General features: G+C 49.4%; 21 protein-coding genes. 16 read left to right on the top strand and 5 right to left on the bottom strand.

The window, feature by feature from the left end:
- Positions 1–2 precede the first annotated feature (2 nt).
- The 12 genes from lpxA to U0008_RS16875 all read left to right on the top strand — a co-directional run bounded on the left by lpxA (position 3) and on the right by U0008_RS16875 (position 16,938).
- Positions 3–791 carry an acyl-ACP--UDP-N-acetylglucosamine O-acyltransferase gene (gene lpxA, locus U0008_RS16930; protein WP_040047101.1) on the top strand — a complete coding sequence of 263 codons (789 nt, stop codon included), beginning with the start codon at positions 3–5 and terminating at the stop codon, positions 789–791.
- A gap of 3 nt (positions 792–794) precedes the next feature.
- Positions 795–1,985: a lipid-A-disaccharide synthase gene (lpxB, locus tag U0008_RS16925; protein WP_040047102.1), complete on the top strand. Its 1,191-nt coding sequence runs from the start codon at positions 795–797 to the stop codon at positions 1,983–1,985.
- A gap of 38 nt (positions 1,986–2,023) precedes the next feature.
- Positions 2,024–2,620, top strand: a complete 597-nt coding sequence (rnhB, locus tag U0008_RS16920) for a ribonuclease HII (protein WP_043495266.1) — start codon at positions 2,024–2,026, stop codon at positions 2,618–2,620.
- Positions 2,621–2,676: 56 nt separating this feature from the next.
- Entirely contained in the window at positions 2,677–6,159 is a 3,483-nt protein-coding gene (gene dnaE / locus U0008_RS16915) for a DNA polymerase III subunit alpha (RefSeq protein ID WP_043495264.1), read from the top strand.
- Positions 6,160–6,171: 12 nt separating this feature from the next.
- The gene (gene accA / locus U0008_RS16910) at positions 6,172–7,131 is read left to right on the top strand and encodes an acetyl-CoA carboxylase carboxyl transferase subunit alpha (RefSeq protein ID WP_025800211.1); all 960 of its coding nucleotides are present in this window, start codon (positions 6,172–6,174) and stop codon (positions 7,129–7,131) included.
- Positions 7,132–7,311: 180 nt separating this feature from the next.
- On the top strand, positions 7,312–7,728 hold the full coding sequence (locus tag U0008_RS16905) for a VOC family protein (RefSeq protein ID WP_025800210.1): 417 nt from the start codon (positions 7,312–7,314) through the stop codon (positions 7,726–7,728).
- A 107-nt stretch (positions 7,729–7,835) separates the two neighbouring features.
- Positions 7,836–9,443, top strand: a complete 1,608-nt coding sequence (cadC, locus tag U0008_RS16900; RefSeq protein WP_043495262.1) for a lysine decarboxylation/transport transcriptional activator CadC — start codon at positions 7,836–7,838, stop codon at positions 9,441–9,443.
- 426 nt (positions 9,444–9,869) lie between these two features.
- Positions 9,870–11,192, top strand: a complete 1,323-nt coding sequence (cadB, locus tag U0008_RS16895; RefSeq protein ID WP_025800208.1) for a cadaverine/lysine antiporter — start codon at positions 9,870–9,872, stop codon at positions 11,190–11,192.
- Between the two features lie 149 nt (positions 11,193–11,341).
- Entirely contained in the window at positions 11,342–13,483 is a 2,142-nt protein-coding gene (locus tag U0008_RS16890; protein WP_025800207.1) for a lysine decarboxylase CadA, read from the top strand.
- Between the two features lie 73 nt (positions 13,484–13,556).
- Positions 13,557–15,041, top strand: a complete 1,485-nt coding sequence (gene dtpD, locus U0008_RS16885; protein ID WP_025800206.1) for a dipeptide permease DtpD — start codon at positions 13,557–13,559, stop codon at positions 15,039–15,041.
- Positions 15,042–15,119: 78 nt separating this feature from the next.
- Positions 15,120–16,439 (top strand): tRNA lysidine(34) synthetase TilS, encoded by a 1,320-nt coding sequence (gene tilS / locus U0008_RS16880; protein WP_043495260.1) that lies wholly within the window; start codon positions 15,120–15,122, stop codon positions 16,437–16,439.
- 181 nt (positions 16,440–16,620) lie between these two features.
- Complete coding sequence (locus U0008_RS16875; protein WP_025800204.1) at positions 16,621–16,938, top strand: c-type cytochrome; 318 nt, start codon at positions 16,621–16,623, stop codon at positions 16,936–16,938.
- Positions 16,939–17,017: 79 nt separating this feature from the next.
- Here the strand turns inward: U0008_RS16875 and rof are convergent, their stop codons facing one another.
- Complete coding sequence (rof, locus tag U0008_RS16870; protein ID WP_025800203.1) at positions 17,018–17,278, bottom strand: Rho-binding antiterminator; 261 nt, start codon at positions 17,276–17,278, stop codon at positions 17,018–17,020.
- Positions 17,265–17,465: a YaeP family protein gene (locus tag U0008_RS16865; protein ID WP_008814496.1), complete on the bottom strand. Its 201-nt coding sequence runs from the start codon at positions 17,463–17,465 to the stop codon at positions 17,265–17,267. The genes rof and U0008_RS16865 overlap by 14 nt, the downstream gene beginning before the upstream one ends.
- Before the next feature lie 226 nt (positions 17,466–17,691).
- Here U0008_RS16865 and U0008_RS16860 point away from each other — a divergent pair, with 226 nt between their 5' ends.
- From U0008_RS16860 to nlpE, 3 genes are all read left to right on the top strand, one after another.
- Positions 17,692–18,240 carry a YaeQ family protein gene (locus U0008_RS16860; RefSeq protein ID WP_043495258.1) on the top strand — a complete coding sequence of 183 codons (549 nt, stop codon included), beginning with the start codon at positions 17,692–17,694 and terminating at the stop codon, positions 18,238–18,240.
- 1 nt (position 18,241) lies between these two features.
- Complete coding sequence (arfB, locus tag U0008_RS16855) at positions 18,242–18,658, top strand: alternative ribosome rescue aminoacyl-tRNA hydrolase ArfB (RefSeq protein ID WP_043495256.1); 417 nt, start codon at positions 18,242–18,244, stop codon at positions 18,656–18,658.
- A 62-nt stretch (positions 18,659–18,720) separates the two neighbouring features.
- The gene (nlpE, locus tag U0008_RS16850; protein ID WP_025800200.1) at positions 18,721–19,401 is read left to right on the top strand and encodes an envelope stress response activation lipoprotein NlpE; all 681 of its coding nucleotides are present in this window, start codon (positions 18,721–18,723) and stop codon (positions 19,399–19,401) included.
- Positions 19,402–19,440: 39 nt separating this feature from the next.
- On the opposite strand, the gene U0008_RS16845 is transcribed toward nlpE, so the two are convergent.
- Positions 19,441–19,701 (bottom strand): YfhL family 4Fe-4S dicluster ferredoxin, encoded by a 261-nt coding sequence (locus U0008_RS16845; RefSeq protein ID WP_025800199.1) that lies wholly within the window; start codon positions 19,699–19,701, stop codon positions 19,441–19,443.
- Positions 19,702–19,964: 263 nt separating this feature from the next.
- Between U0008_RS16845 and yfhb the strand changes: the two genes are divergently transcribed.
- A complete protein-coding gene (yfhb, locus tag U0008_RS16840; protein WP_025800198.1) occupies positions 19,965–20,615 on the top strand; it encodes a phosphatidylglycerophosphatase C in 651 nt (216 codons plus the stop codon).
- A 42-nt stretch (positions 20,616–20,657) separates the two neighbouring features.
- Here the strand turns inward: yfhb and yiaY are convergent, their stop codons facing one another.
- Positions 20,658–21,809: an L-threonine dehydrogenase gene (gene yiaY / locus U0008_RS16835; protein ID WP_043495254.1), complete on the bottom strand. Its 1,152-nt coding sequence runs from the start codon at positions 21,807–21,809 to the stop codon at positions 20,658–20,660.
- Between the two features lie 292 nt (positions 21,810–22,101).
- Positions 22,102–22,422 (bottom strand): thiosulfate sulfurtransferase PspE, encoded by a 321-nt coding sequence (gene pspE, locus U0008_RS16830; protein WP_025800196.1) that lies wholly within the window; start codon positions 22,420–22,422, stop codon positions 22,102–22,104.
- Positions 22,423–22,651 lie beyond the last annotated feature (229 nt).

Raw genomic sequence — 22,651 nt, 5'->3', positions numbered from 1 at the left:
ACGTGATTGACCCAACCGCCTTTATCCATCCAAGTGCCATAGTCGAAGACGGCGCAGTCATTGGTGCCGGTGTGCATATCGGTCCTTTTTGCTACGTCGGCTCCCAAGTGGAAATCGGCGAAGGTACCGTGCTGAAGTCCCATGTCGTCGTCAATGGTATTACTAAAATTGGCCGTGATAACGAGATCTATCAGTTCTCTTCTATTGGTGAAGTGAATCAGGATCTGAAATATGCTGGCGAACCTACCCGCGTAGAAATCGGCGATCGCAACCGTATTCGCGAGAGTGTCACCATTCATCGTGGTACTGCACAGGGCGGTAACTTAACGAAAGTAGGTAGCGATAACCTACTGATGATTAATGCGCATATCGCGCACGATTGTGTCATCGGTAATCGTTGTATTTTCGCTAACAACGCAACGTTAGGTGGTCATGTTACGGTTGATGATTTTGCGATCATCGGTGGAATGACTGCGGTTCACCAGTTCTGTGTGATTGGTGCGCATGTGATGGTCGGCGGCTGTTCTGGCGTCGCGCAAGACGTGCCTCCGTATGTGATTGCACAGGGTAACCATGCAACTCCGTTCGGCCTGAATATTGAAGGCCTGAAGCGCCGTGGTTTCGAAAAAGAGTCTCTGCATGCGATTCGTAATGCATACAAGATCCTTTATCGTAGCGGAAAAACGCTAGAAGAAGCCAAGCCAGAAATTGCCGAGTTAGCTAAACAGCATCCCGCTGTTCAGCTGTTCGTTGATTTCTTTGAGCGTTCGACTCGCGGCATTATCCGCTAAGCCATGACGTTATCTCAGATAGCCTCTGACTCGTTGTCGGTGGATCGCGCTTCGCGTCCGCTGACGATTGGTCTGGTCGCCGGGGAAACCTCCGGCGATATTCTCGGTGCGGGTTTAATCCGTGCTTTGAAAGCGCGTCATCCCAATGCGCGTTTTGTTGGCGTAGCCGGTCCTCTGATGCAGGCCGAAGGCTGTGAAGCCTGGTTTGAAATGGAAGAGTTGGCGGTGATGGGGATTGTTGAAGTTCTCGAACGCCTGCCTCGTTTGCTTAAAATTCGCCGTGAACTGACCCAACGCTTTACCGAGCTTAAGCCCGATGTTTTCGTCGGTATCGATGCGCCCGATTTTAATATCACGCTGGAGGGCCGCTTAAAGCAGAAAGGTATTCGAACCATTCATTATGTCAGCCCGTCAGTATGGGCGTGGCGACAGAAGCGTGTTTTCAAAATTGGCAAGGCAACCGATTTGGTTTTAGCCTTTCTGCCTTTTGAAAAAGCGTTTTATGACAAATTCAATGTTCCGTGCCGTTTCATTGGCCATACGATGGCTGATGCCATGCCGCTCAACCCGGATAAACAGGCTGCGCGTCAAGCACTGGGTATTGCTCCCGATGCTTTGTGCTTAGCTTTACTGCCGGGCAGCCGTAGCGCCGAAGTTGAGATGTTGAGTGCTGACTTCTTAAAAACTGCGATGATCTTGCGGGAGAAGTATCCGGCATTAGAAATCGTCGTACCGCTGGTTAACGCCAAACGCCGCGAACAGTTTGAACGCATTAAAGCTGAAGTAGCACCAGAATTAACCGCTCATCTTCTCGATGGACAAGCGCGTAATGCGATGTACGCCAGCGATGCAGCGCTGTTAGCTTCTGGTACGGCAGCGCTGGAATGTATGCTGGCGAAATGTCCAATGGTGGTTGGCTATCGCATGAAACCGTTCACCTTCTGGTTGGCTGAGCGTCTGGTGAAAACAGATTATGTTTCATTGCCGAATCTGTTGGCGCGCCGTGAGTTGGTGCAAGAACTGCTACAGCACGATTGCCAGCCTGAAAAATTAGCCGCTGCTTTACTGCCGCTGTTAGAAGGTGGCGAAGCCACTAAAGTCTTGCAAAAGACCTTCCTCGAATTGCACCAAAGTATCCGCTGCGGCGCCGATGAACAAGCGGCCGATGCGGTACTGTCTTTAGTTAATCAATAAGTTAATCAATAGGCCGTATTTCAATGAGCACCAATTCAGTGAGTGACATTTTTGTCTATCCCATCGCGCAGCGAATTGCAGGGGTAGATGAAGTAGGACGCGGGCCTTTGGTTGGTGCGGTTGTCACTGCGGCAGTGATCCTCGATCCTGCACGTCCGATTGTGGGCTTGGCCGACTCGAAGAAATTAAGCGAAAAGCGCCGTAACGCGTTGTATGAAGAAATCATTGAGAAAGCGTTGAGCTGGAGCTTAGGCCGCGCAGAGCCGCACGAAATTGATGAGCTGAACATCCTGCACGCCACTATGCTTGCGATGCAAAGAGCGGTGGCTGGATTGGCAATCGAACCTGACTTTGTGCTGATCGATGGTAATCGTTGCCCAAAATTACCAATGGCCTCGCAGGCGGTGGTGAAAGGTGATAGCCGCGTGGCTGAAATCAGCGCGGCCTCGATTTTGGCTAAAGTCACTCGCGACCGTGAAATGGAAGTTCTGGATGCCCAATTCCCAGACTACGGTTTTGCACAGCATAAAGGCTACCCAACGGCTTTCCATCTTGAACGCTTAGCGCAGTTGGGAGCAACAGAACACCACCGCCGCAGCTTTGGGCCGGTTAAACGTGTTCTTGGGTTAATATAATTAATCCCCATCTATGTACTACTTTAGTAACCGGTTTTTAGGCGAGTAATTGATATATGGCAGAACCACGTTTCATACATTTGCGCGTTCACAGTGACTATTCCATGATCGATGGGCTGGCGAAAGTCGGCCCATTGGTCAAGAAAGTGGCTGCGCTAGGTATGCCTGCTTTTGCGATTACTGACCATACTAATATGTGTGGGCTGGTGAAGTTTTATGGCGCGGCACATGGGGCCGGAATTAAGCCGATTATCGGCGCTGATGTATTGGTTAAAAGCGAAATGCTGGGCGATGAGCTTTCGCATTTGACCATACTGGCGGCAAATAACACCGGCTATCAAAACCTAACTCTGCTTATTTCTCACGCGTATCAACGTGGTTATGGTGCCGATGGCCCGGTCATCGACCGTGATTGGCTGATTGAATACCGTGAAGGGCTGATACTGCTGTCTGGCGCACGCCAAGGTGACGTAGGCAAAATGCTCCTGCGCGGCAACCAGCAGCTAGCACATGAGTGCGTTGATTTTTATCAGCAATATTTCCCTGATAGCTACTATCTGGAACTTATTCGCACGGGTCGCCCTGATGAAGAAAGCTATCTGCATTTTGCCGTGGCTTTGGCTGAAGAGCGCGATCTTCCGGTCGTAGCTACCAATGATGTGCGTTTTTTAGAAACCGGTGATTTCGATGCGCATGAAATTCGCGTTGCGATCCATGACGGTTTTACCTTAGACGATCCAAAACGACCTAAAAACTACAGCGCTCAGCAGTACATGCGCAGCGAAGAAGAGATGTGTGAGCTATTTGCTGACATCCCTGAAGCGCTTGAAAACAGCGTAGAGATTGCTAAGCGTTGTAACGTGACGATCCGGTTGGGTGAGTATTTCCTGCCACAGTTTCCGACCGGCGAGATGTCGACAGAAGACTGCTTGGTGGCAAAATCCAAGCAGGGTTTGGAAGAACGTCTCGAGTTTTTATTCCCCGATCCTGAAGAGCGCGCCAAACGCCGTCCTGAGTATGACGAGCGTTTAGAGGTTGAACTTAAAGTTATCAACCAGATGGGATTCCCGGGCTACTTCCTGATCGTGATGGAGTTTATCCAATGGTCGAAAGATAACGGCGTACCGGTAGGGCCGGGGCGTGGTTCAGGTGCGGGGTCGTTAGTGGCCTATGCGCTGAAAATCACCGATCTGGATCCGCTGGAGTTCGATCTGCTGTTTGAACGATTCCTGAACCCCGAACGTGTTTCCATGCCTGACTTTGACGTCGACTTTTGCATGGAGAAACGCGATCGGGTTATCGATCACGTGGCTGAAATGTACGGCCGTGATGCGGTATCGCAGATTATTACCTTCGGTACCATGGCGGCGAAAGCGGTTATCCGCGACGTTGGCCGCGTGTTAGGGCATCCGTATGGTTTTGTCGATCGTATATCAAAACTAGTGCCGCCAGAGCCGGGCATGACGCTGGCGAAAGCCTTTGAAGCTGAACCGCAGCTGCCAGAAATTTATGAGGCGGATGAAGAGGTTCGTGCGCTGATCGACATGGCGCGTAAGCTTGAAGGCGTCACGCGTAACGCCGGTAAGCACGCCGGTGGGGTGGTAATTTCACCGACCAAAATTACTGACTTTGCGCCGCTTTACTGTGACTCTGAAGGTAATCACCCCGTCACACAGTTTGATAAAAGCGACGTAGAGTATGCAGGCCTAGTTAAGTTTGACTTCTTGGGCCTGCGAACGCTGACGATCATCGACTGGGCGCTTGAGATGATTAACGCCCGCCGTGCTAAAGCGGGCGAAGAGCCAATCGACATTGCGGCTATTCCGCTCGACGATAAAAAAAGTTTCGATATGCTGCAACGCTCGGAAACCACGGCGGTATTCCAGCTTGAATCGCGCGGCATGAAAGATTTGATCAAACGCCTGAAGCCTGACTGCTTCGAAGATATGATCGCATTGGTGGCGCTTTTCCGCCCCGGTCCTTTGCAGTCAGGTATGGTTGACAACTTTATCGACCGTAAGCACGGGCGCGAAGAGGTATCTTACCCTGACGTTCAGTGGCAGCACGAGTCACTGAAACCGGTGCTGGAGCCGACCTACGGCATTATCCTGTATCAAGAACAGGTTATGCAGATTGCTCAGGTGCTCGCCGGTTATACGCTAGGCGGCGCAGATATGCTTCGTCGTGCAATGGGTAAAAAGAATCCCGTTGAAATGGCTAAGCAACGCGGTGGGTTTGAAGACGGGGCCAAAGCGCGCGGCGTTGACGGTGAGCTGGCGGTTAAAATCTTCGACTTGGTAGAGAAATTTGCTGGTTACGGGTTTAACAAATCTCACTCCGCTGCCTATGCGCTGGTTTCCTATCAAACGCTGTGGCTAAAGGCGCACTATCCCGCTGAGTTTATGGCTGCGGTAATGACCGCCGATATGGATAACACCGAAAAAGTCGTTGGCTTGGTTGATGAATGCTGGCGCATGGGGCTAAAAGTTCTGCCGCCGGATATTAACAGCGGGCAGTATCATTTCCATGTGAATGACGATGGCGAAATTGTTTACGGCATCGGTGCGATTAAAGGCGTGGGTGAGGGGCCGATTGAGGCTATCATCGACGCGCGTAATGAAGGCGGCCATTTCAAAGAGTTATTTGATCTGTGTGCTAGAACAGACACTAAAAAGCTAAACCGACGTATGCTGGAGAAGCTCATTATGTCTGGTGCGTTTGACCGTTTAGGTCCGCATCGTGCCGCACTGATGAACTCGCTGAATGACGCATTGAAAGCCGCTGACCAACACGCCAAAGCAGAGGCGATTGGTCAGGTGGATATGTTTGGCGTGCTGGCCGAAGCACCTGAACAAGTTGAGAAATCCTATAGCAGCGTTGCTCCGTGGCCTGCTCAGGTGGTATTGGATGGCGAGCGTGAAACGTTAGGTTTATATCTGACTGGACACCCCATCACCCAATACCTGAAGGAAATAGAGCGCTACGCCGGTGGCATGCGCCTAAAAGATATGCATCCGACGGATCGGGGCAAAATGACCACTGCGGTTGGACTCGTAGTAGCAGCGCGAGTCATGACCACCAAGCGGGGTAACCGCATCGGGGTTTGTACACTGGATGACCGTTCCGGCCGTCTCGAAGTGATGCTATTTACCGATGCGCTCGATAAATATCAACATTTGCTGGAAAAAGACCGTATCCTGATAGCCAGCGGACAGGTCAGCTTTGATGACTTTAGCGGTGGGCTTAAAATGATCGCCCGCGAGCTAATGGACATCAGTGAAGCACGCGAAAAATATGCGCGTGGGCTTGCTATCTCGCTGACTGACAGGCAAATTGATGACCAGCTTTTAAACCGTCTCCGTGACTCGTTGGAACCACATCGGTCGGGGACGATTCCAGTGCATTTATACTATCAACGTGATAATGCACGCGCTAAGTTAAGATTTGGCGCGGCCTGGCGGGTAACGCCGACAGATCGCCTGCTAGTTGACCTTCGTACTCTGGTGGGTAATGAACAGGTTGAACTGGAATTTGACTAATATAGGAATACTATGAGTCTGAATTTTCTGGATTTTGAACAGCCGATTGCAGAACTTGAAGCGAAAATTGACTCGCTAACTTCAGTCAGCCGTCAAGACGAAAAATTAGATATTAATATCGACGAAGAAGTACAGCGCCTGCGTGATAAGAGCGTTGAACTGACGCGTAAGATATTTTCTGATCTGGGTGCATGGCAGGTTGCGCAATTAGCGCGCCATCCGCGTCGTCCTTATACGCTGGATTATATCGAGCATATTTTTACTGACTTCGATGAGTTGGCAGGCGATCGCGCTTATGCTGATGACAAGGCGATTGTTGGTGGTATGGCTCGTTTGAATGGTCGCGCGGTGATGATTATTGGTCATCAGAAAGGACGCGAAACCAAAGAGAAAATCCGTCGCAACTTTGGTATGCCAGCGCCGGAAGGATACCGTAAGGCTCTGCGCCTGATGGAAATGGCCGAGCGCTTTAAACTGCCAATCATTACCTTTATCGACACCCCAGGAGCCTATCCTGGCGTTGGCGCTGAAGAGCGTGGTCAGTCCGAAGCTATCGCTCGTAACCTGCGTGAAATGTCAGGTTTGACCGTGCCAGTTATCTGCACCGTGATTGGTGAAGGTGGTTCTGGTGGTGCGTTGGCTATCGGCGTTGGCGATAAAGTTAACATGCTGCAGTACAGCACCTACTCCGTTATTTCTCCGGAAGGTTGCGCCTCAATTCTGTGGAAGAGCGCCGATAAAGCGCCATTAGCCGCCGATGCGATGGGTATTACGGCTCCGCGTCTGAAAGAACTGAAGCTGATTGACTCTGTTATCCCTGAACCTTTGGGCGGTGCACATCGCGATGTTCCTGCGATTGCGGCATCTCTGAAAGCGCAGCTGTTAGCAGATTTAGGCGATCTTGATGTGTTAGAAACAGAAGAACTGTTGAATCGTCGCTACCAGCGCCTGATGAACTACGGTTACTGCTGATTGCCATCACGAGTAATGTTCATTCTAAAGCCCGGTTATGCCGGGCTTTGTTGTTTTTATCGTTCGTTCAGTTTCTTTTGTTTGGCTTACACTTTATGAAGCGCTTTTTGTCAGCGTAAAATTGCTTTCTGCATTGTTAAGGGGTAATTTCCCCGAGAATCGTTTGCATTTGGAGGCTGTGTGAAACTCAATAAAATCCACCACATCGCAATTATTGCGTCAGATTATCAGCGCAGTAAGTCTTTCTACTGTGATGTTTTAGGTTTTACGTTACTGAGCGAAGTGTATCGCGCAGAGCGTGATTCTTGGAAAGGGGATTTAGCACTGAACGGTGACTATACGATTGAGCTGTTTTCATTTCCAAAGCCTCCTGCACGAGTGTCTCGGCCTGAAGCCTGCGGTTTGCGTCATTTGGCATTCAGCGTTGATGATATTGATAGTGCGGTAAAACATTTGGAAAATCATGCAGTGCGTTGTGAAGAGGTACGCATTGACCCCTATACTGAACGTCGATTTACATTTTTCTCGGATCCTGATGGGCTGCCGCTTGAGCTCTATCAAGTGGGTGATGACTTGAAAAATAGCACCAATTGCTGAAAATATAATACCAAAAGTGCATAGGGTGCTGCGGTTTACTGTGTAACAAGTCCCGCTGTGCTACTATTGCGCGCTTCTTTCCATTTCCCTCTGAGCCTTAGCACACCATGCAAGAGCAAACTTTCCGCGTTGGCGAATGGTTGGTTTTAGCCGCTGATAATAAGATCACCCGTGATGGTCGTTTATTAGTGCTAGAGCCTCGCCTCATCGATATGTTGAGCTACTTTGCTCATCATCCCGATACGGTACTAAGCAGGGATGAACTAATTGATAACGTATGGAAACGTAATATTGTCACCAATCATGTGGTGACTCAGTGTATCTCTGAGCTGAGGAAATATTTAAAAGACGGGCGACCTGACGCGCCCGAGTACATCGTGACGGTGCCTAAACGCGGCTACAAGCTGGTGGAACCGGTTATCTGGTGCGAAGAGGGCGGGGCTGATTTTACTCTGCCGACTCAAACACCGGTCAAAGTGGTGATTGAGCACGAGCCGGAAGATGGCAGCGCGATCTCGAATACTGTCACTGCATCTGATGTTCATCCTGAGCAATCATCGCTTAGCCATGTCCAAACGGCCAGCCCTGACGTCGCACCGAAGGATACGAGTGATAAAAAGCGTGCGTCTAAGCTTGGGCGTTCACGCTTTTGGGTGTGGGTAGCATTTCTATCCTCTCTGGTGTTGTGTATCTCGTTGATTGGCTTAGCCGTTTTTAATCAGCGAGTGCCTGTTGCACCTGCGCCCATGTTGCTGAATCCGCGTGATATTGATATCCGTATTCAGGGTGGGAACAGTTGCACCAACTGGACTAATCAGCTTTCGTACGTCGTTGGCCTAAGCGAAATGCTAGCGCAGGGCCTGAATACCCACTCAACGTTTTTAGTGCACGATCAAACTAACTACAACTACGGCGGGCCGAGCAGTTCTGGCAAGTCGATGTTCATTGAGTTTGTGAATCAGAGGCACTATCGCGCACAGCAGTGTTTCTTGTCCGTGCGCCTGATCGATAATGCTGATAGCTCAGTGATGTTGGAGAAACGCTACTTTATTACGACGGATAATTTGCTGACGGTGCAGAAAGACTTCATCGATAGCATGTTCCAAACGTTAAAAGTGGTTCAACCTGCAAGCATGGTTCAGAGAATTGAAACACTGGTACCACAGCATAGTCAGATATTGCAGCTCTATTATCAGGCACACCAGCTTTTGATTCAGGGGGACAGCGATTCATTGAATCAGGCCAGTACTTTACTTGCCCAGATTACAAAACAGTCGCCGGACTTTATCTATGCGCGTGCAGAAAAAGCGTTGGTAGATATATTGCTGAATTCATATCAGCCGTTTAATGCGTCAGATCTTGCTAACCTCCGTAAAGAGATTACTGACGTTGAGGCGATTCCTTTATTGCAAAATAGCGCAATTATTCAGCAGATATATGCTGTTGATTATTTAAGTCAGGGCAAAGTTGACGAAGCCTTTCAGATGATTAATAAAGGCATCGATTTAGAGATGTCTTGGCTAAACTATGTCTTACTTGGCAAAGTTTATGAACTGAAAGGGCAAAATAACCTTGCTGCGGATGCTTATATTACCGCTTTCAATTTACGCCCAGGAAATAATACCTTGGATTGGATAAAAAATGGCGTCTTCCAAACCAATGTTATCCGCGTTGCCCCTTACTTAGCGAATTACGACTTCTCCGATAACAATTAATTTGTATGATATTTAATCCAGCCTGTTCCCTTATAAAGGAGCAGGCTTTTTTTACCCCCAAAGAATTATAAACCTCCCTCGGATTCTTCACTGACAATGAAAAATATATGCATTAAGTGTGTTGTTTTTTTGTGTCTTTGTATGTGTTAATTTTGTTTCATTAAACGTTTTTTTATCTTGAAAAATCATCGGTAATTTTTATGTCAACATACTGTTTTTATTGATTTAATTTTACGTTTCTTGATGTTTTTTTATTATCTAGGAAAAAAGGTCAAGATGTCATTTCTTGGGACACGCTGATAATTTAACTTTACCTTTAGGACTTTTATTTTGCTGGTCAGTAACATGCATCCCATCAAGTCGAACACCTAACTGCGGTAATGAGTGAATACGACTTTTCTGAAAATTAATCAGGAGCAACTGACCATGTCATCAAGCAAGAAAATCGGGCTAATTGCCTGCACCGGCGTAGTAGCTGGTAATATGATGGGGAGCGGTATTGCACTATTACCTGCGAACCTGGCGAGTCTCGGTTCCATCGCAATATTTGGTTGGATCATTTCATTAATCGGTGCAATGTCTCTAGCGTATGTATATGCACGTTTGGCTACTAAGAACCCTCAGGAAGGTGGCCCTATTGCTTATGCTGGTGAAATTGGTCCGGCATTCGGTTTCCAAACCGGTGTTCTTTATTACCATGCAAACTGGATTGGTAATTTAGCAATCGGTATTACCGCAGTTTCTTATCTATCTACTTTCTTCCCAGTATTGAATAGCCCAATTGCAGCTGGCGCAGCATGTATCGCCATTGTATGGATCTTCACTTTCGTGAATATGCTGGGTGGTACTTGGGTAAGCCGCTTAACCACTATCGGTCTGGTGCTGGTGTTAATCCCAGTTATCGGTACTGCTATCGCAGGTTGGGCTTGGTTTGACCCTGCTACTTATCACGCTAACTGGAACACTTCTGGCGGTACTGATAGCCACGCGGTTATCAAAAGTATCCTGCTGTGCCTGTGGGCGTTCGTGGGTGTTGAATCCGCAGCGGTAAGTACTGGTATGGTGAAAAACCCATCTCGTACCGTTCCACTGGCGACCATGCTGGGTACTGCTCTGGCAGGTATCGTTTATATCGCAGCAACTCAGGTTATCGCAGGTATCTACCCAGCGAGCCAAATGGCGGCTTCTGGTGCACCGTTCGCAATGAGTGCTTCAACTATGGTTGGCGGCTGGGCTGCTCCAGTAGTGTCTGCTTTCACCGCATTCGCATGTTTAACCTCTTTAGGTTCTTGGATGATGCTGGTGGGTCAAGCCGGTGTGCGTGCTGCTAAAGACGGTAACTTCCCTAAAGTGTACGGCGAGCTGGACAAAAACGGCATTCCTAAGAAAGGCCTGTTGTTAGCCGCAGTGAAAATGACCGTACTGATGGTTCTGATTACTGTAATGAGCGCTAGCGGCGGTAAAGCATCTGACCTGTTCGGTGAACTGACTGGTATCGCGGTTCTGCTGACTATGCTGCCTTACTTCTACTCTTGCGTTGACCTGATTCGTTTCGAAGGCGCCAACGTGAAAAACCTGCTGAGCCTGGTTGCATCGGTTCTGGGTTGTTGCTTCTGCTTTATCGCTCTGATGGGTGCGGGTTCATTCGAACTGTCCGGTACCTTCATCGTGAGCCTGGTTATCCTGATGTTCTATGCACGTAAAATGAACTCTCGCAAACCACAAGCTAGCGCAGACAGCAACGCATAAGTGACTTGGCTAACGCCACGTACACAACGAATTGAGTAATCCTCGCGATTACACACAGCAAGACAATTAATTTATCCAGCCTCTCTCTGTTTGAAGTACTTCTACTGAAAAGTAGAGAGGGGCCAGCTTTTTGCCTGGAGAATTAGAGTATGAATATTATTGCCATCTTGAATCACATGGGCGTCTACTTCAAAGAAGAGCCTATCCGTGAACTGCACAAGGCACTGGAAGCACTCGATTTTCAGATTGTTTATCCAAACGACCGTGAAGACCTGCTGAAACTCATCGACAACAACGCACGTCTGTGCGGCGTTATCTTCGACTGGGATACTTACAATCTCGACCTGTGCGAAGAAATCAGCGCGATGAACGAACATCTGCCTGTCTATGCGTTCGCCAACACCCACTCTACTCTGGATGTTAGCCTGAACGATCTGCGTTTGAACGTTGAGTTCTTCGAATACGCACTGGGCGCAGCTCAGGATATCGCACAGAAAATCCGTCAGAGCACCGACGCATACATCGACGAAATTCTGCCTCCGTTGACCAAAGCACTGTTCAACTACGTTAAAGAAGGTAAATACACCTTCTGTACTCCGGGTCACATGGGCGGTACTGCGTTCCAGAAATCCCCAGTGGGCAGCATCTTCTATGATTTCTTCGGCGCTAACGCGATGAAATCTGATATCTCCATCTCTGTGGGTGAACTGGGTTCTCTGCTTGACCACTCAGGTCCACACAAAGAAGCTGAAGAATACATTGCGCGTACTTTCAACGCAGAACGCAGCTACATGGTGACTAACGGTACTTCTACCGCGAACAAAATCGTTGGTATGTACTCAGCACCAGCTGGCAGCACCGTTCTGATTGACCGTAACTGCCATAAGTCTCTGACTCACCTGATGATGATGAGCGACATCACTCCTATTTACTTCCGTCCAACCCGTAACGCTTACGGTATCTTGGGTGGTATTCCTAAGAGTGAATTCCAGCACGACACCATCGCTGAACGCGTTGCACAGACTCCAAATGCGACCTGGCCAGTTCACGCCGTAGTGACCAACTCTACCTACGACGGTCTGCTGTACAACACTGATTACATCAAAGAAGCGCTGGACGTTAAATCCATCCACTTTGACTCTGCATGGGTTCCTTACACCAACTTCAGCCCTATCTACAAAGGTCTGTGTGGTATGAGCGGTGGCCGTGTAGAAGGCAAAGTTATTTATGAAACTCAGTCTACTCACAAACTGCTGGCAGCATTCTCTCAGGCTTCAATGATTCACGTTAAAGGTGACATCAACGAAGAAACCTTCAACGAAGCCTATATGATGCACACCTCTACTTCTCCTCACTACGGCATCGTGGCTTCTACCGAAACCGCTGCTGCAATGATGAAAGGTAATGCCGGTAAACGTCTGATCAACGGTTCTATCGAACGTGCGATTCGTTTCCGTAAAGAAATCAAACGTCTGAACTCCGAGTCTGAAGGCTGGTTCTTCGACGTATGGCAGCCAGAAGGTATCGACGAAGCGAAATGCTGGCCTTTGGATTCCAAAGACAGCTGGCATGGCTTTAAAGATATCGATAACGACCACATGTATCTGGACCCAATCAAAGTCACTCTGTTGACTCCAGGGATGCAGAAAGATGGCTCAATGGCTGATACCGGTATCCCAGCGTCTATCGTTTCTAAATACTTAGACGAACACGGCATCATCGTTGAGAAAACAGGTCCATACAACTTGCTGTTCCTGTTCAGCATCGGTATCGACAAAACTAAAGCACTGAGCCTGCTGCGTGCGCTGACCGAGTTCAAACGTTCATACGACTTGAACCTGCGCGTTAAGAACATGCTGCCTTCACTGTATCGTGAAGATCCAGAGTTCTATGAAAACATGCGTATTCAGGACTTGGCACAGGGCATCCATGCGCTGATCCAACACCACAACCTGCCGGACCTGATGTACCGTGCATTTGAAGTGTTGCCAACCATGGTAATGAACCCACATGCAGCGTTCCAAAAAGAACTGCGTGGCCAGACTGAAGAAGTCTATCTGGAAGAGATGATCGGCAAAGTGAATGCCAACATGATCCTGCCATATCCTCCAGGAGTTCCTTTGGTAATGCCCGGTGAAATGCTGACCGAAGAAAGCCGCCCAGTTCTGGAGTTCTTGCAGATGCTGTGCGAAATCGGTGCACATTACCCAGGCTTTGAAACTGATATCCACGGTGCATATCGTCAGGCTGACGGTCGCTACACTGTTAAAGTTATCAAAGACCAGAAGTAATTGACTGACTGAGGGGGCGTCCTGCTAAAGGACGCCCCCTTTTATTATGCAACCCCCTTAAATGGGAGATGACATGAAAACACCCTCACAACCGCGCGCTATCTACTATGTCGTAGCATTGCAAATCTGGGAATATTTCAGCTTTTACGGCATGCGTGCGTTACTGATCCTTTATCTCACCCATCAGCTTGGGTATAACGACACCCACGCTTTCAGTCTCTATAGTGCTTACGCTTCACTGGTTTACGTCACCCCAATTATCGGTGGGATCCTTGCAGATAAACTGTTGGGCAACCGAATGGCGGTGATAGCCGGGGCTATCCTGATGACGTTAGGCCATGTGGTTCTCGGCGTCAGTGCGGTTTCGCCTTCATCTCTCTATTTAGCCTTAGCCATCATCGTGTGTGGTTACGGGCTGTTCAAATCTAATATCAGCTGCCTGCTGGGCGAGCTTTATGCCCCTGAAGATCCACGCCGTGACGGCGGTTTCTCCTTGCTGTATGCCGCTGGTAACATTGGTTCAATCGTTGCCCCCATTGCCTGCGGCCTTGCGGCCGAGCAGTATGGCTGGCACGTCGGCTTTGCATTAGCCGGGATCGGCATGTTTGCCGGTTTGATTATCTTCTTGTGCGGGCACAAACATTTCCGCCATACCGTTGGTGTGAACCATCAGGGTATGAAAAATAAAACGCTGCGTATTCCTAACTGGGGATGGCTGTTGGCGGCGGTGGTTCTTTCTCCGCTCTTTGTCGCCGTTCTTTTCTGGCGCGACTGGTCAAGCTACGCGCTGGCGCTGGTGTGCGCTGCGGCCATTATTATTATGGTGAGCATTTATCGTCGAGCAGAACCGGATCAGCGTAAAGGCCTGCTGCAAATTGTGATTTTGATGCTGCTCGGCACGCTGTTCTGGGCGTTTGCCCAACAGGGCGGTAGCTCAATCAGCTTGTTCATCGACCGCTTTGTGAATCGCCAATGGTTCTCTTTCACCATTCCTACGGCGGTGTTCCAATCGGTTAACGGTTTTGCCGTTATGCTAAGCGGCGTGGTTCTGGCTTGGCTGGTTCGCGAAAACAGCAACGGCAACCGGATATTGCGTATTTGGGGTAAGTTTGCTCTTGGGCTGGCGCTAATCAGCGCAGGCTTCGGCATTCTCACCTTTAACGCTCGCTGGGCGGCGGTTCATGGCCAAGGCTCCATGGCATTAACCGTTTTAGGTCTAGCGGTGATGGGATGCGCAGAACTCTTTATCGATCCAGTGGCGATGGCACAGATTACTCGGCTGAAAATTCCGGGAGTGACGGGCGTCCTTACCGGGATCTACATGTTGGCGACTGGATCGATAGCCAACTATCTTGCGGGTATTATCGCTAATCAAACCGCCGAAGTGTCATTTGAACAAGGTGGTGAAGCGACGGCACACTCCGTTATGGCGTATGTCAGCGTGTTTAGTGATATCGCATGGGGTGCGCTTGGCTGCGTTGGACTGGTTGCGGTGATCTGGCTGTGTCATATGTTTATGGTGCGCCGCAACGCAGTTGCCGCCGAGTCGTGCGAATAAGGACTTGCTTCCAACAGAGCGGATGGTTAACGTTCTGATATTCAATCGTTCAGGGCGGTGACCGCGCCGTAAAGTGTCATGAATAGCTCAGAAATCCAGATGCGAATTGCCAGCAAACTTCAGGGGCGTTCGCATCTGATGGTTGCTTTCAGCGGTGGGCTTGATTCCACCGTTTTACTGCATGCGCTCGTTCAGCTGCGTATGCAGAATTTCCCTCATCTCCAGCTACGGGCTGCGCATGTGCACCATGGGCTCAGCCGCTATGCTGATTTATGGGTCGACCACTGCAAGTCAGTGTGCCAGCAATGGCAGGTGCCGCTGCATGTTCTACGGGTTAAAGTGGATGCCCAGCGCAGCGGGGTTGAAGCCGCCGCGCGTGATGCCCGCTACCATGCGATAGCCGGACTTATCGGTAATCACGAAACCCTGCTGACCGCGCAGCATCTCGACGATCAGTGTGAAACCTTTTTGTTGGCGCTTAAACGCGGCAGTGGCCCGACCGGACTTTCTGCCATGGCCAGCCATATGCCGTTTTTCAGCACCGAACAGATACGTCCGTTGCTCGACATTAGCCGTGCCCAGCTAGAAGAATATGCCGCCAGCTACGATCTCAAGTGGGTTGAAGACGACAGCAATCAAGACGATCGCTTCGATCGCAATTTTCTTCGCCTGCGCGTGATCCCAAATCTACGCGACCGCTGGCCACACTTCCCTGAAGCCGTCGCTCGCAGCGCCAGCCTGTGCGCCGAGCAGGAGCAGTTGCTCGATGAGCTCTTGTTAGACTCGCTACAGTCTCTGATGAGCGAGGATGACTCGCTAAATATCGAAGGCCTGTTGCCGATGTCTGAGGCCAAGCGCTATGCGCTATTGCGCCGCTGGATCGCCTGCTTTGGCGTCATGATGCCAACTCGCGAACAACTGCAACGCCTCTGGCACGAAGTGGCAACCGCACGCGAAGACGCAGAGCCGCAGCTCCAGCTCGGTAAAAATCAGGTTCGCCGTTATCGCCAGCATCTATACCTGTTGCCTCCGCTGCGTTCGCTCAAAACAGAAGTCATTCCGTGGGACCCGCGAGAATCCTTGCCGCTGCCAGATGGTCTCGGTGAATTACAGCTCGGTGAGCGTGGAATATGCGTGCGCGCCCCAAGATCGGATGAAGCCGTCTCGATTCGTTTTGTCGCTCATGGCACACTACGCATCGTCGGACGCCGTCATTCACGCCCAATAAAAAAAATCTGGCAGGAACATAACATTCCGCCATGGGAGCGTGAACGAACGCCTATGCTCTACTATGGTGAAACGCTAATCGCCGCACTCGGCGTTTTCATTACCCAAGAAGGGCAGGGGATGGCGGATCGGCCGGTGTGGAATATACACTGGACCAAAGACTGGATGTAAATCCTCTTCGTACTTGAAACCGTCTCGGCGTTAGCTGCACTTGCTTACCCGAATCACTTACTTATGTAAGTGATTCGGGATGCGCTCGCTTGCTGCCTTGATACGGCTCCAATTACGTTGAGGATAAATCTCCGTCATACTTCAAGCCACAGATGCGTTGGCAATGTCGAGGAAGATAATAATGATGAAAAAATTAATGGCTGCGGTAGTGCTGACAGCGGTGGTTTCTCTGCCTGCATTGGCGGCGGGTGATGCGGCTGCGGGCAAGAGTAAAGCGATGACCTGCGTGGCTTGCCACGGCATGGAAGGCAAAGTCACAGTGCCGATGTACCCAAATTTAGCTGGGCAGAACGCGATGTATCTGGAGCAGGCGCTGAAGGATTACAAAAGCGGCGGGCGCTCAGGCGGACAAGCTGAAGTGATGAAAGCCTATGTTGGCAATCTTTCCGAGCAGGATATCAGCGATTTAGCCGCTTATTACGCGAGTCTGAAACCATAATGAAAAGGGCGATGAAATCATCGCCCTTCGTCTATCTGTTTCGTCAATCTATCTTGGTGGAGAGGTGTGCCGAAAGGGGCTAAGACATGCTTACGTTGACGGTGCCAATCTCAGGATGACTGAAGCTGGCAATGTGGTCTAAACGTAACTCCCGTGGCTCGCCGTCTTGCTCAATAACCAGATATTCTACGTGCTTACGTGAAATCAGGTCGTTGGCTTTGGCTTGCAACTTCTCTCCGTTGCGCAGTTCTAGCGCCAGTATCAGATGATGCTGGCAGGCGAGTTCCAAATTGTCGTAATCGTCACAGTTGATTGGCTGATACTCTTCAATTTTCGACATAATCACTCACCAATAAGTTAGCGGCGGCATAGGCCGCCTGTTCCCTAACGGCAGAGGGCAGCGCTTCGTTGGCTGCAACCTCATCCAGAGCTTTTAAAACACAACCTAACGCGTCAGGTATATATCCCAAATCCCCACTACCGATCTGGGCGTACATACGGCGTACTAACTCAGAATATTGCTGCAAATTTATCCTCCTCTAAAGCTTATCCCTGTGACGGTTAGTCTGAAAAAATCGGCACGAGGATAAGCTCTGCTTATCTCATCGACTATAGCACAGCCGCCCTCACTAGAAAGCAGGCTGAGTTACTGCGCGATGTAATAAATCTGTTCTTTACACGTGACAGTCCCACTCTGACTAGTTGCCAGAAGGGGGATACGGTACACTGTTAACAATTATACGAGAGGATTTTATGGCATTAAAGGCAACGATTTACAAAGCTAACGTCAATATTGCAGATATGGATCGTCATTTTTATCATGATGCTTCTCTGACGCTGGCACAGCATCCATCAGAAACTGAACAACGCATGATGCTGCGGCTTTTAGCCTGGATTTGCCATGCAAACGAGCGCCTGACTTTTACCAAAGGATTGTGCGCCGACGATGAGCCTGAATTATGGCTACGTAATGATTACAACGGGATCGATCTGTGGATTGAACTCGGCTTACCCGATGAGAAACGTCTTAAAAAAGCCTGTTCGTTATCGCAGGAAGTGGTGCTCTACGCTTATAGTGAACGCGCTGGACGCGTGTGGTGGCAGCAGAATCAGGCCAAACTGAGCGGGCTTAAAGCGCTCTCCATTCGTTTTGTTAGCGATGAAATTATGGCGATGCTGCCTAAATTTGTTAGTCGCACCATGGACTTACAGGCAACAATACAGGAAGGCGCAGTCTGGCTATCTGACGCACAAAATAACGTTGAGATCCAGTTTGATCACTGGAAGCCAGCGGGAGTCTGAGATGTTGCAGATTACCAACACCGTATCCGTAAGCGATGACGAAATTGAAATCACCGCGATCCGCGCGCAGGGCAACGGTGGCCAAAATGTGAATAAGTCTTCAACGGCGATTCACCTACGCTTTGATATTCGCAGTTCCAGTTTACCGCCTTTGTACCAAGAGCGTTTACTGGCGATGAGTCATCATCTGATAACCCCCGACGGCGTCATTATTATCAAGGCGCAGGAATATCGGAGTCAGGAGATGAATCGCGAAGCGGCGCTGGCAAGATTGACAGAATTAATTAAATCGGCAGGCGTGGTGGAGAAAGTTCGCCGTCCAACGAAGCCGAGTCGAAATGCAAAACGTAAGCGGGTAGAAAGTAAAACCCGACGCGGGGTGACGAAATCTTTACGTGGCAAGGTGAGTACAGATTAGCGTTTGTGCTTGGTATGTCACCGAAGATTAAAATAATAGGGACCCACAGTAGGAGAATAACTGTGAAAAAATTGGCTATTTCGCTGTTTTTGGCAGCGGGTGCGATGGCACTGTTCGGGTGTAACGCTCGTTCCCAATATGTAGAACAACCTCTCAAGCCGATGGCGCAAAGTTTTCAGGGCGTATTGCCTTGTGCTGACTGCGAGGGCATGGATACATCGCTGTTCTTGGAAAAAGACGGCACCTTTGTGCTGAAAGAGATCTATCGCGGTTCACGCGATGGCGATCAAACCTTTGCGGAGTATGGCAGTTGGCAGCGCACCGCCGATAAGTTAGTGCTAACCGGCACTGATGGCAATAAGCGCTATTTTCGTCCGAAAGGCAATAATTTGACGATGTTGGATGCCAGCGGTAACGAGATCGATTCGGCGCTGAATTATACGTTGAAGGCGACGGATGCGACGTTACCCGTCACGCCAATGACGTTTAAAGGCATGTATGTTTATATGGCGGATGCGGCGACCTTCCGTGATTGTGCTACCGGTAAGCAGTTCCCAGTCAGCAATAATATTGCGCTGGAGCAAGGCTATAGCCATGCGCAGTCCGAGCCTGGACAGCCTGTATTCTTGGAAATCCAAGGACACTTTGCGGTAACGCCTTCGATGGAAGAAGGGCAGGTGGAAACCGCGTTAGTTCCTGACGGTCAGCCCCATTTTGATGCTAAAGGCAGCTGCGCAAACTGAGGCAAAATGAATACACTTCAGGGCTCGGCCCTGAAGTGTTTAAATTTTATCGGCGTGATGCAGCACAACGAACTTATCCCACAGCTGTTCATTGCTTTCTAGATGAGCTGGGTCGCGAATAATCGTGTTGTCGATGGGACAGACCTTCATGCAGGTCGGTTCATCGTAGTGGCCTACGCATTCGGTGCAGCGCTCTGCATCAATCTCGTAAATATCCATTCCCATAGAAATCGCTTGGTTCGGGCACTCCGGCTCGCACATATCACAGTTGATACATTTTTTTGTGATCAGTAGGGCCATAACTCTCTCATAACGTTGCAGGGTGGTTTTAAATAAACGACCCAATGTGGGGCGGATAAATACTCGCGGGGGCGAGATTATACTCCCTGACGTGCCATACACCAATTTTTTCACTCAGGTTATCTCTCCCGCGTTAGCGTTAGTTTAGCTACGTGGTTGTATCTTTGTAGGATGCTGGGTACCGTTAATACTATTGATCCAGTTTCAATGAATTGACCTGATTTAAACGAGAGGATGGGATTTTGCTTTCCCAAGGAGCCATTTTGACCGACAGCCAGTCAGCGACAAAAGCACAACGCGTGGTCTTTTTTGACCTTGATGGCACTCTGCATCAGCAAGATATGTTTGGCAGCTTTTTACGCTTCATGCTTTGGCATATGCCACAAAACCTGCTGTTAGTGATCCCTCTATTGCCGGTGATTGCCTTCGGCCTGATCGTTCAGGGGAGAGCAACGCGTTGGCCAATAAGCCTGTTGCTTTGGGCCATCACGTTTGGTCATCGAGAATCGAGGTTGAATGCGCTTGAGCGCCAGTTTGTGCAGGTATTTAAGCGCGACGTGGTGCCTTTTCCGGTTGTCATGGGGCGTTTGAAACAGTATTTAAGCAGCCAAACGGCAGAAGTGTGGCTGATTACCGGTTCTCCGCAGCGCTTGGTGGAGCAAGTCTATACTGATGAACCTTTTATTCATCAGGTTCGCATGATCGGCAGCCGCATGGTGCGTCGTCGTGGTGGCTGGGTGTTGGCTCTGCGTTGTTTAGGGCCGGAAAAAGTGGTGCAGCTAGAAAAGCAGCTAGGTAAACCGCTTAAGCTTTACAGTGGGTATAGCGACAGCCAGCAAGACAACCCGCTATTGTCGTTTTGCGAGCACCGCTTCCGAGTAAGTCCTACGGGAGAGTTACAGCAGTTAGAGTGAATAAAAAAGCCTCCCCAGCAAAGGGGAGGCTTGATCGCGCGATTACATCGCGGCTTTAAAGATAGCAACGATCTCTTCGTGCGTAGCCTGAATTGGGTTAGTGAAACCACAGGCATCTTTTAAGGCATTGGTTGCCAGCGTTGGCAGATCTTCTTCTTTCACGTTCAGTTCGGTCAAACCGGCAGGAATGTTGACGTCTTTTGCCAGTTTACGGATTTCTGCGATACACGCATCCGCACCTTGCTGGTCATTCATCTTGCTCACATCAACGCCCATCGCTGCGGCGATATCTTTTAAGCGAGCTGCAGACACTTTCGCGTTAAAGATCTGCACGTGTGGCAGCAGAACCGCATTACACACGCCGTGTGGCAAATCGTAGAAACCACCCAACTGGTGCGCCATTGCGTGCACATAGCCCAGTGATGCGTTGTTAAACGCCATACCAGCCAAGAACTGTGCATAGGCCATGGTTTCACGCGCTTCCATGTTGCTGCCGTTTTCCACCGCATGACGCAGTGATTGACTGATCATGGTGACGGCTTTCAGCGCGCAGGCATCGGTGATTGGGTTAGCGGCGATAGACACGTAGGCTTCTACGGCATGAGTCAGCGCATCCATACCGGTAGCCGCGGTCAGGCCTTTAGGCATACCGGCCATTAGCTCTGGATCGTTTACTGACAAAATTGGCGTGACGTGTTTATCCACGATGGCCATTTTGATGTGACGATCAACGTCGGTAATAATGCAGAAACGCGTCATTTCAGACGCCGTACCCGCAGTGGTATTGATAGAAATCAGCGGTAACTGTGGTTTGGCTGATTGATCAACGCCTTCGTAATCACGGATGTCACCTCCGTTGGCAGCGACCAGCGCAATACCTTTTGCGCAATCGTGTGGAGAACCACCGCCAAGGGAAATAACACAATCACTTTGATGCTGGCGCAGAATTTCTAGGCCTTCAGCGACGTTGATCGTTGTTGGGTTTGGATGAGTACCATCATATACCGCGCTCTCAATACCCATGTCGGATAGCAAAGCCTGAACTTTGGCGACAACACCAATTTTGTTTAATACGTTGTCGGTAACGATCAGCGCATGCTTGTAGCCATAGCCTTTCATGGTGGTTGCCGCTTCGGCTAGGCAGCCAGCGCCAATCATATTGACTGAAGGGATAAAGAAGGTTGAAGTTGTCATCGGGTCGTTCCTTAATGTGAGAAAATTAACAATCACGATACTACCCAAGGGGTAGATGAAATCTGATCTTCCTCAAAATTTGGCAGGAATAAAATAATAGCAAAATTAATATATCGATGATTTATATATTTGTGGCATGTGTGATGTGTGGCATTTATAAACATAGGGATGTAATTAAATGTGTTAGCGCCGCTAACCGTTCTTTACGCGAGCGTAAAAAGTGCTTCAGCGAAGGGGGGATAGGTGATAACCCCTGAGGCGTAGTTATCTGGCATCAGGGGATAGGGTGTGATTATTTTACCAAAGTCTGCGTTTTTTCAACGTCTTTCAAGCCGCCTTCGTTAACGGCGTTTTTGTAGCCCATTTTTTGCAGCATTTTCTCTGCTTTACCTGACTGATTGCCGGTATTGCAATAAAGATGCAGGGTGTCGTTCTTGTCCTGTGATACTTCGCTAATCCGCTGATCCAGCTGCTTTAACGGAATATTCACCGCGCCCTTCACATGAGTCTCTTGATACTGATCCGGAGTACGCACGTCAATCCAATGCTCTGCGGCCCACAGTGAAGTTGAAGCCATCAGCAGCGCACTGGCTATCAGCGCTTTTTTTACCATTCGAGTTTGACCAAACATCGTGATACATCTCCTTTGTGATTATCAAATAACGGCTTTCGCCTTATGCATATTACGCCAACGGAGTGCGTAAAACTTTGCGTACTCCCTACTATATTGAGAAAACGTTCAATCAAGGGAGCAATAGGCAGGAGCTAAGAGATTCCCCGCTATGATTAAAGTCCAAGATGCAACTTCAGATAAGAAGGGTATAATGCGCGCCCTGAATTAA

It is taken from the genome of Hafnia alvei (genome assembly GCF_034424155.1).
In the GTDB taxonomy this organism is placed as follows: Bacteria; Pseudomonadota; Gammaproteobacteria; order Enterobacterales; family Enterobacteriaceae; genus Hafnia; species Hafnia alvei.
This window is presented reverse-complemented; position numbering and strand designations above follow the sequence as displayed.

Bases quoted from the DNA above. Each gene is read 5' to 3' on its own strand.
- lpxB (WP_040047102.1), top strand. From the start codon at position 795: ATGACGTTATCTCAGATAGCCTCTGACTCGTTGTCGGTGGATCGCGCT.
- dnaE (WP_043495264.1), top strand. From the start codon at position 2,677: ATGGCAGAACCACGTTTCATACATTTGCGCGTTCACAGTGACTATTCC.
- accA (WP_025800211.1), top strand. From the start codon at position 6,172: ATGAGTCTGAATTTTCTGGATTTTGAACAGCCGATTGCAGAACTTGAA.
- cadC (WP_043495262.1), top strand. From the start codon at position 7,836: ATGCAAGAGCAAACTTTCCGCGTTGGCGAATGGTTGGTTTTAGCCGCT.
- cadB (WP_025800208.1), top strand. From the start codon at position 9,870: ATGTCATCAAGCAAGAAAATCGGGCTAATTGCCTGCACCGGCGTAGTA.
- U0008_RS16890 (WP_025800207.1), top strand. From the start codon at position 11,342: ATGAATATTATTGCCATCTTGAATCACATGGGCGTCTACTTCAAAGAA.
- dtpD (WP_025800206.1), top strand. From the start codon at position 13,557: ATGAAAACACCCTCACAACCGCGCGCTATCTACTATGTCGTAGCATTG.
- tilS (WP_043495260.1), top strand. From the start codon at position 15,120: ATGAATAGCTCAGAAATCCAGATGCGAATTGCCAGCAAACTTCAGGGG.
- U0008_RS16875 (WP_025800204.1), top strand. From the start codon at position 16,621: ATGATGAAAAAATTAATGGCTGCGGTAGTGCTGACAGCGGTGGTTTCT.
- rof (WP_025800203.1), bottom strand. From the start codon at position 17,278: ATGTCGAAAATTGAAGAGTATCAGCCAATCAACTGTGACGATTACGAC.
- U0008_RS16860 (WP_043495258.1), top strand. From the start codon at position 17,692: ATGGCATTAAAGGCAACGATTTACAAAGCTAACGTCAATATTGCAGAT.
- arfB (WP_043495256.1), top strand. From the start codon at position 18,242: ATGTTGCAGATTACCAACACCGTATCCGTAAGCGATGACGAAATTGAA.
- U0008_RS16845 (WP_025800199.1), bottom strand. From the start codon at position 19,701: ATGGCCCTACTGATCACAAAAAAATGTATCAACTGTGATATGTGCGAG.
- yiaY (WP_043495254.1), bottom strand. From the start codon at position 21,809: ATGACAACTTCAACCTTCTTTATCCCTTCAGTCAATATGATTGGCGCT.
- pspE (WP_025800196.1), bottom strand. From the start codon at position 22,422: ATGGTAAAAAAAGCGCTGATAGCCAGTGCGCTGCTGATGGCTTCAACT.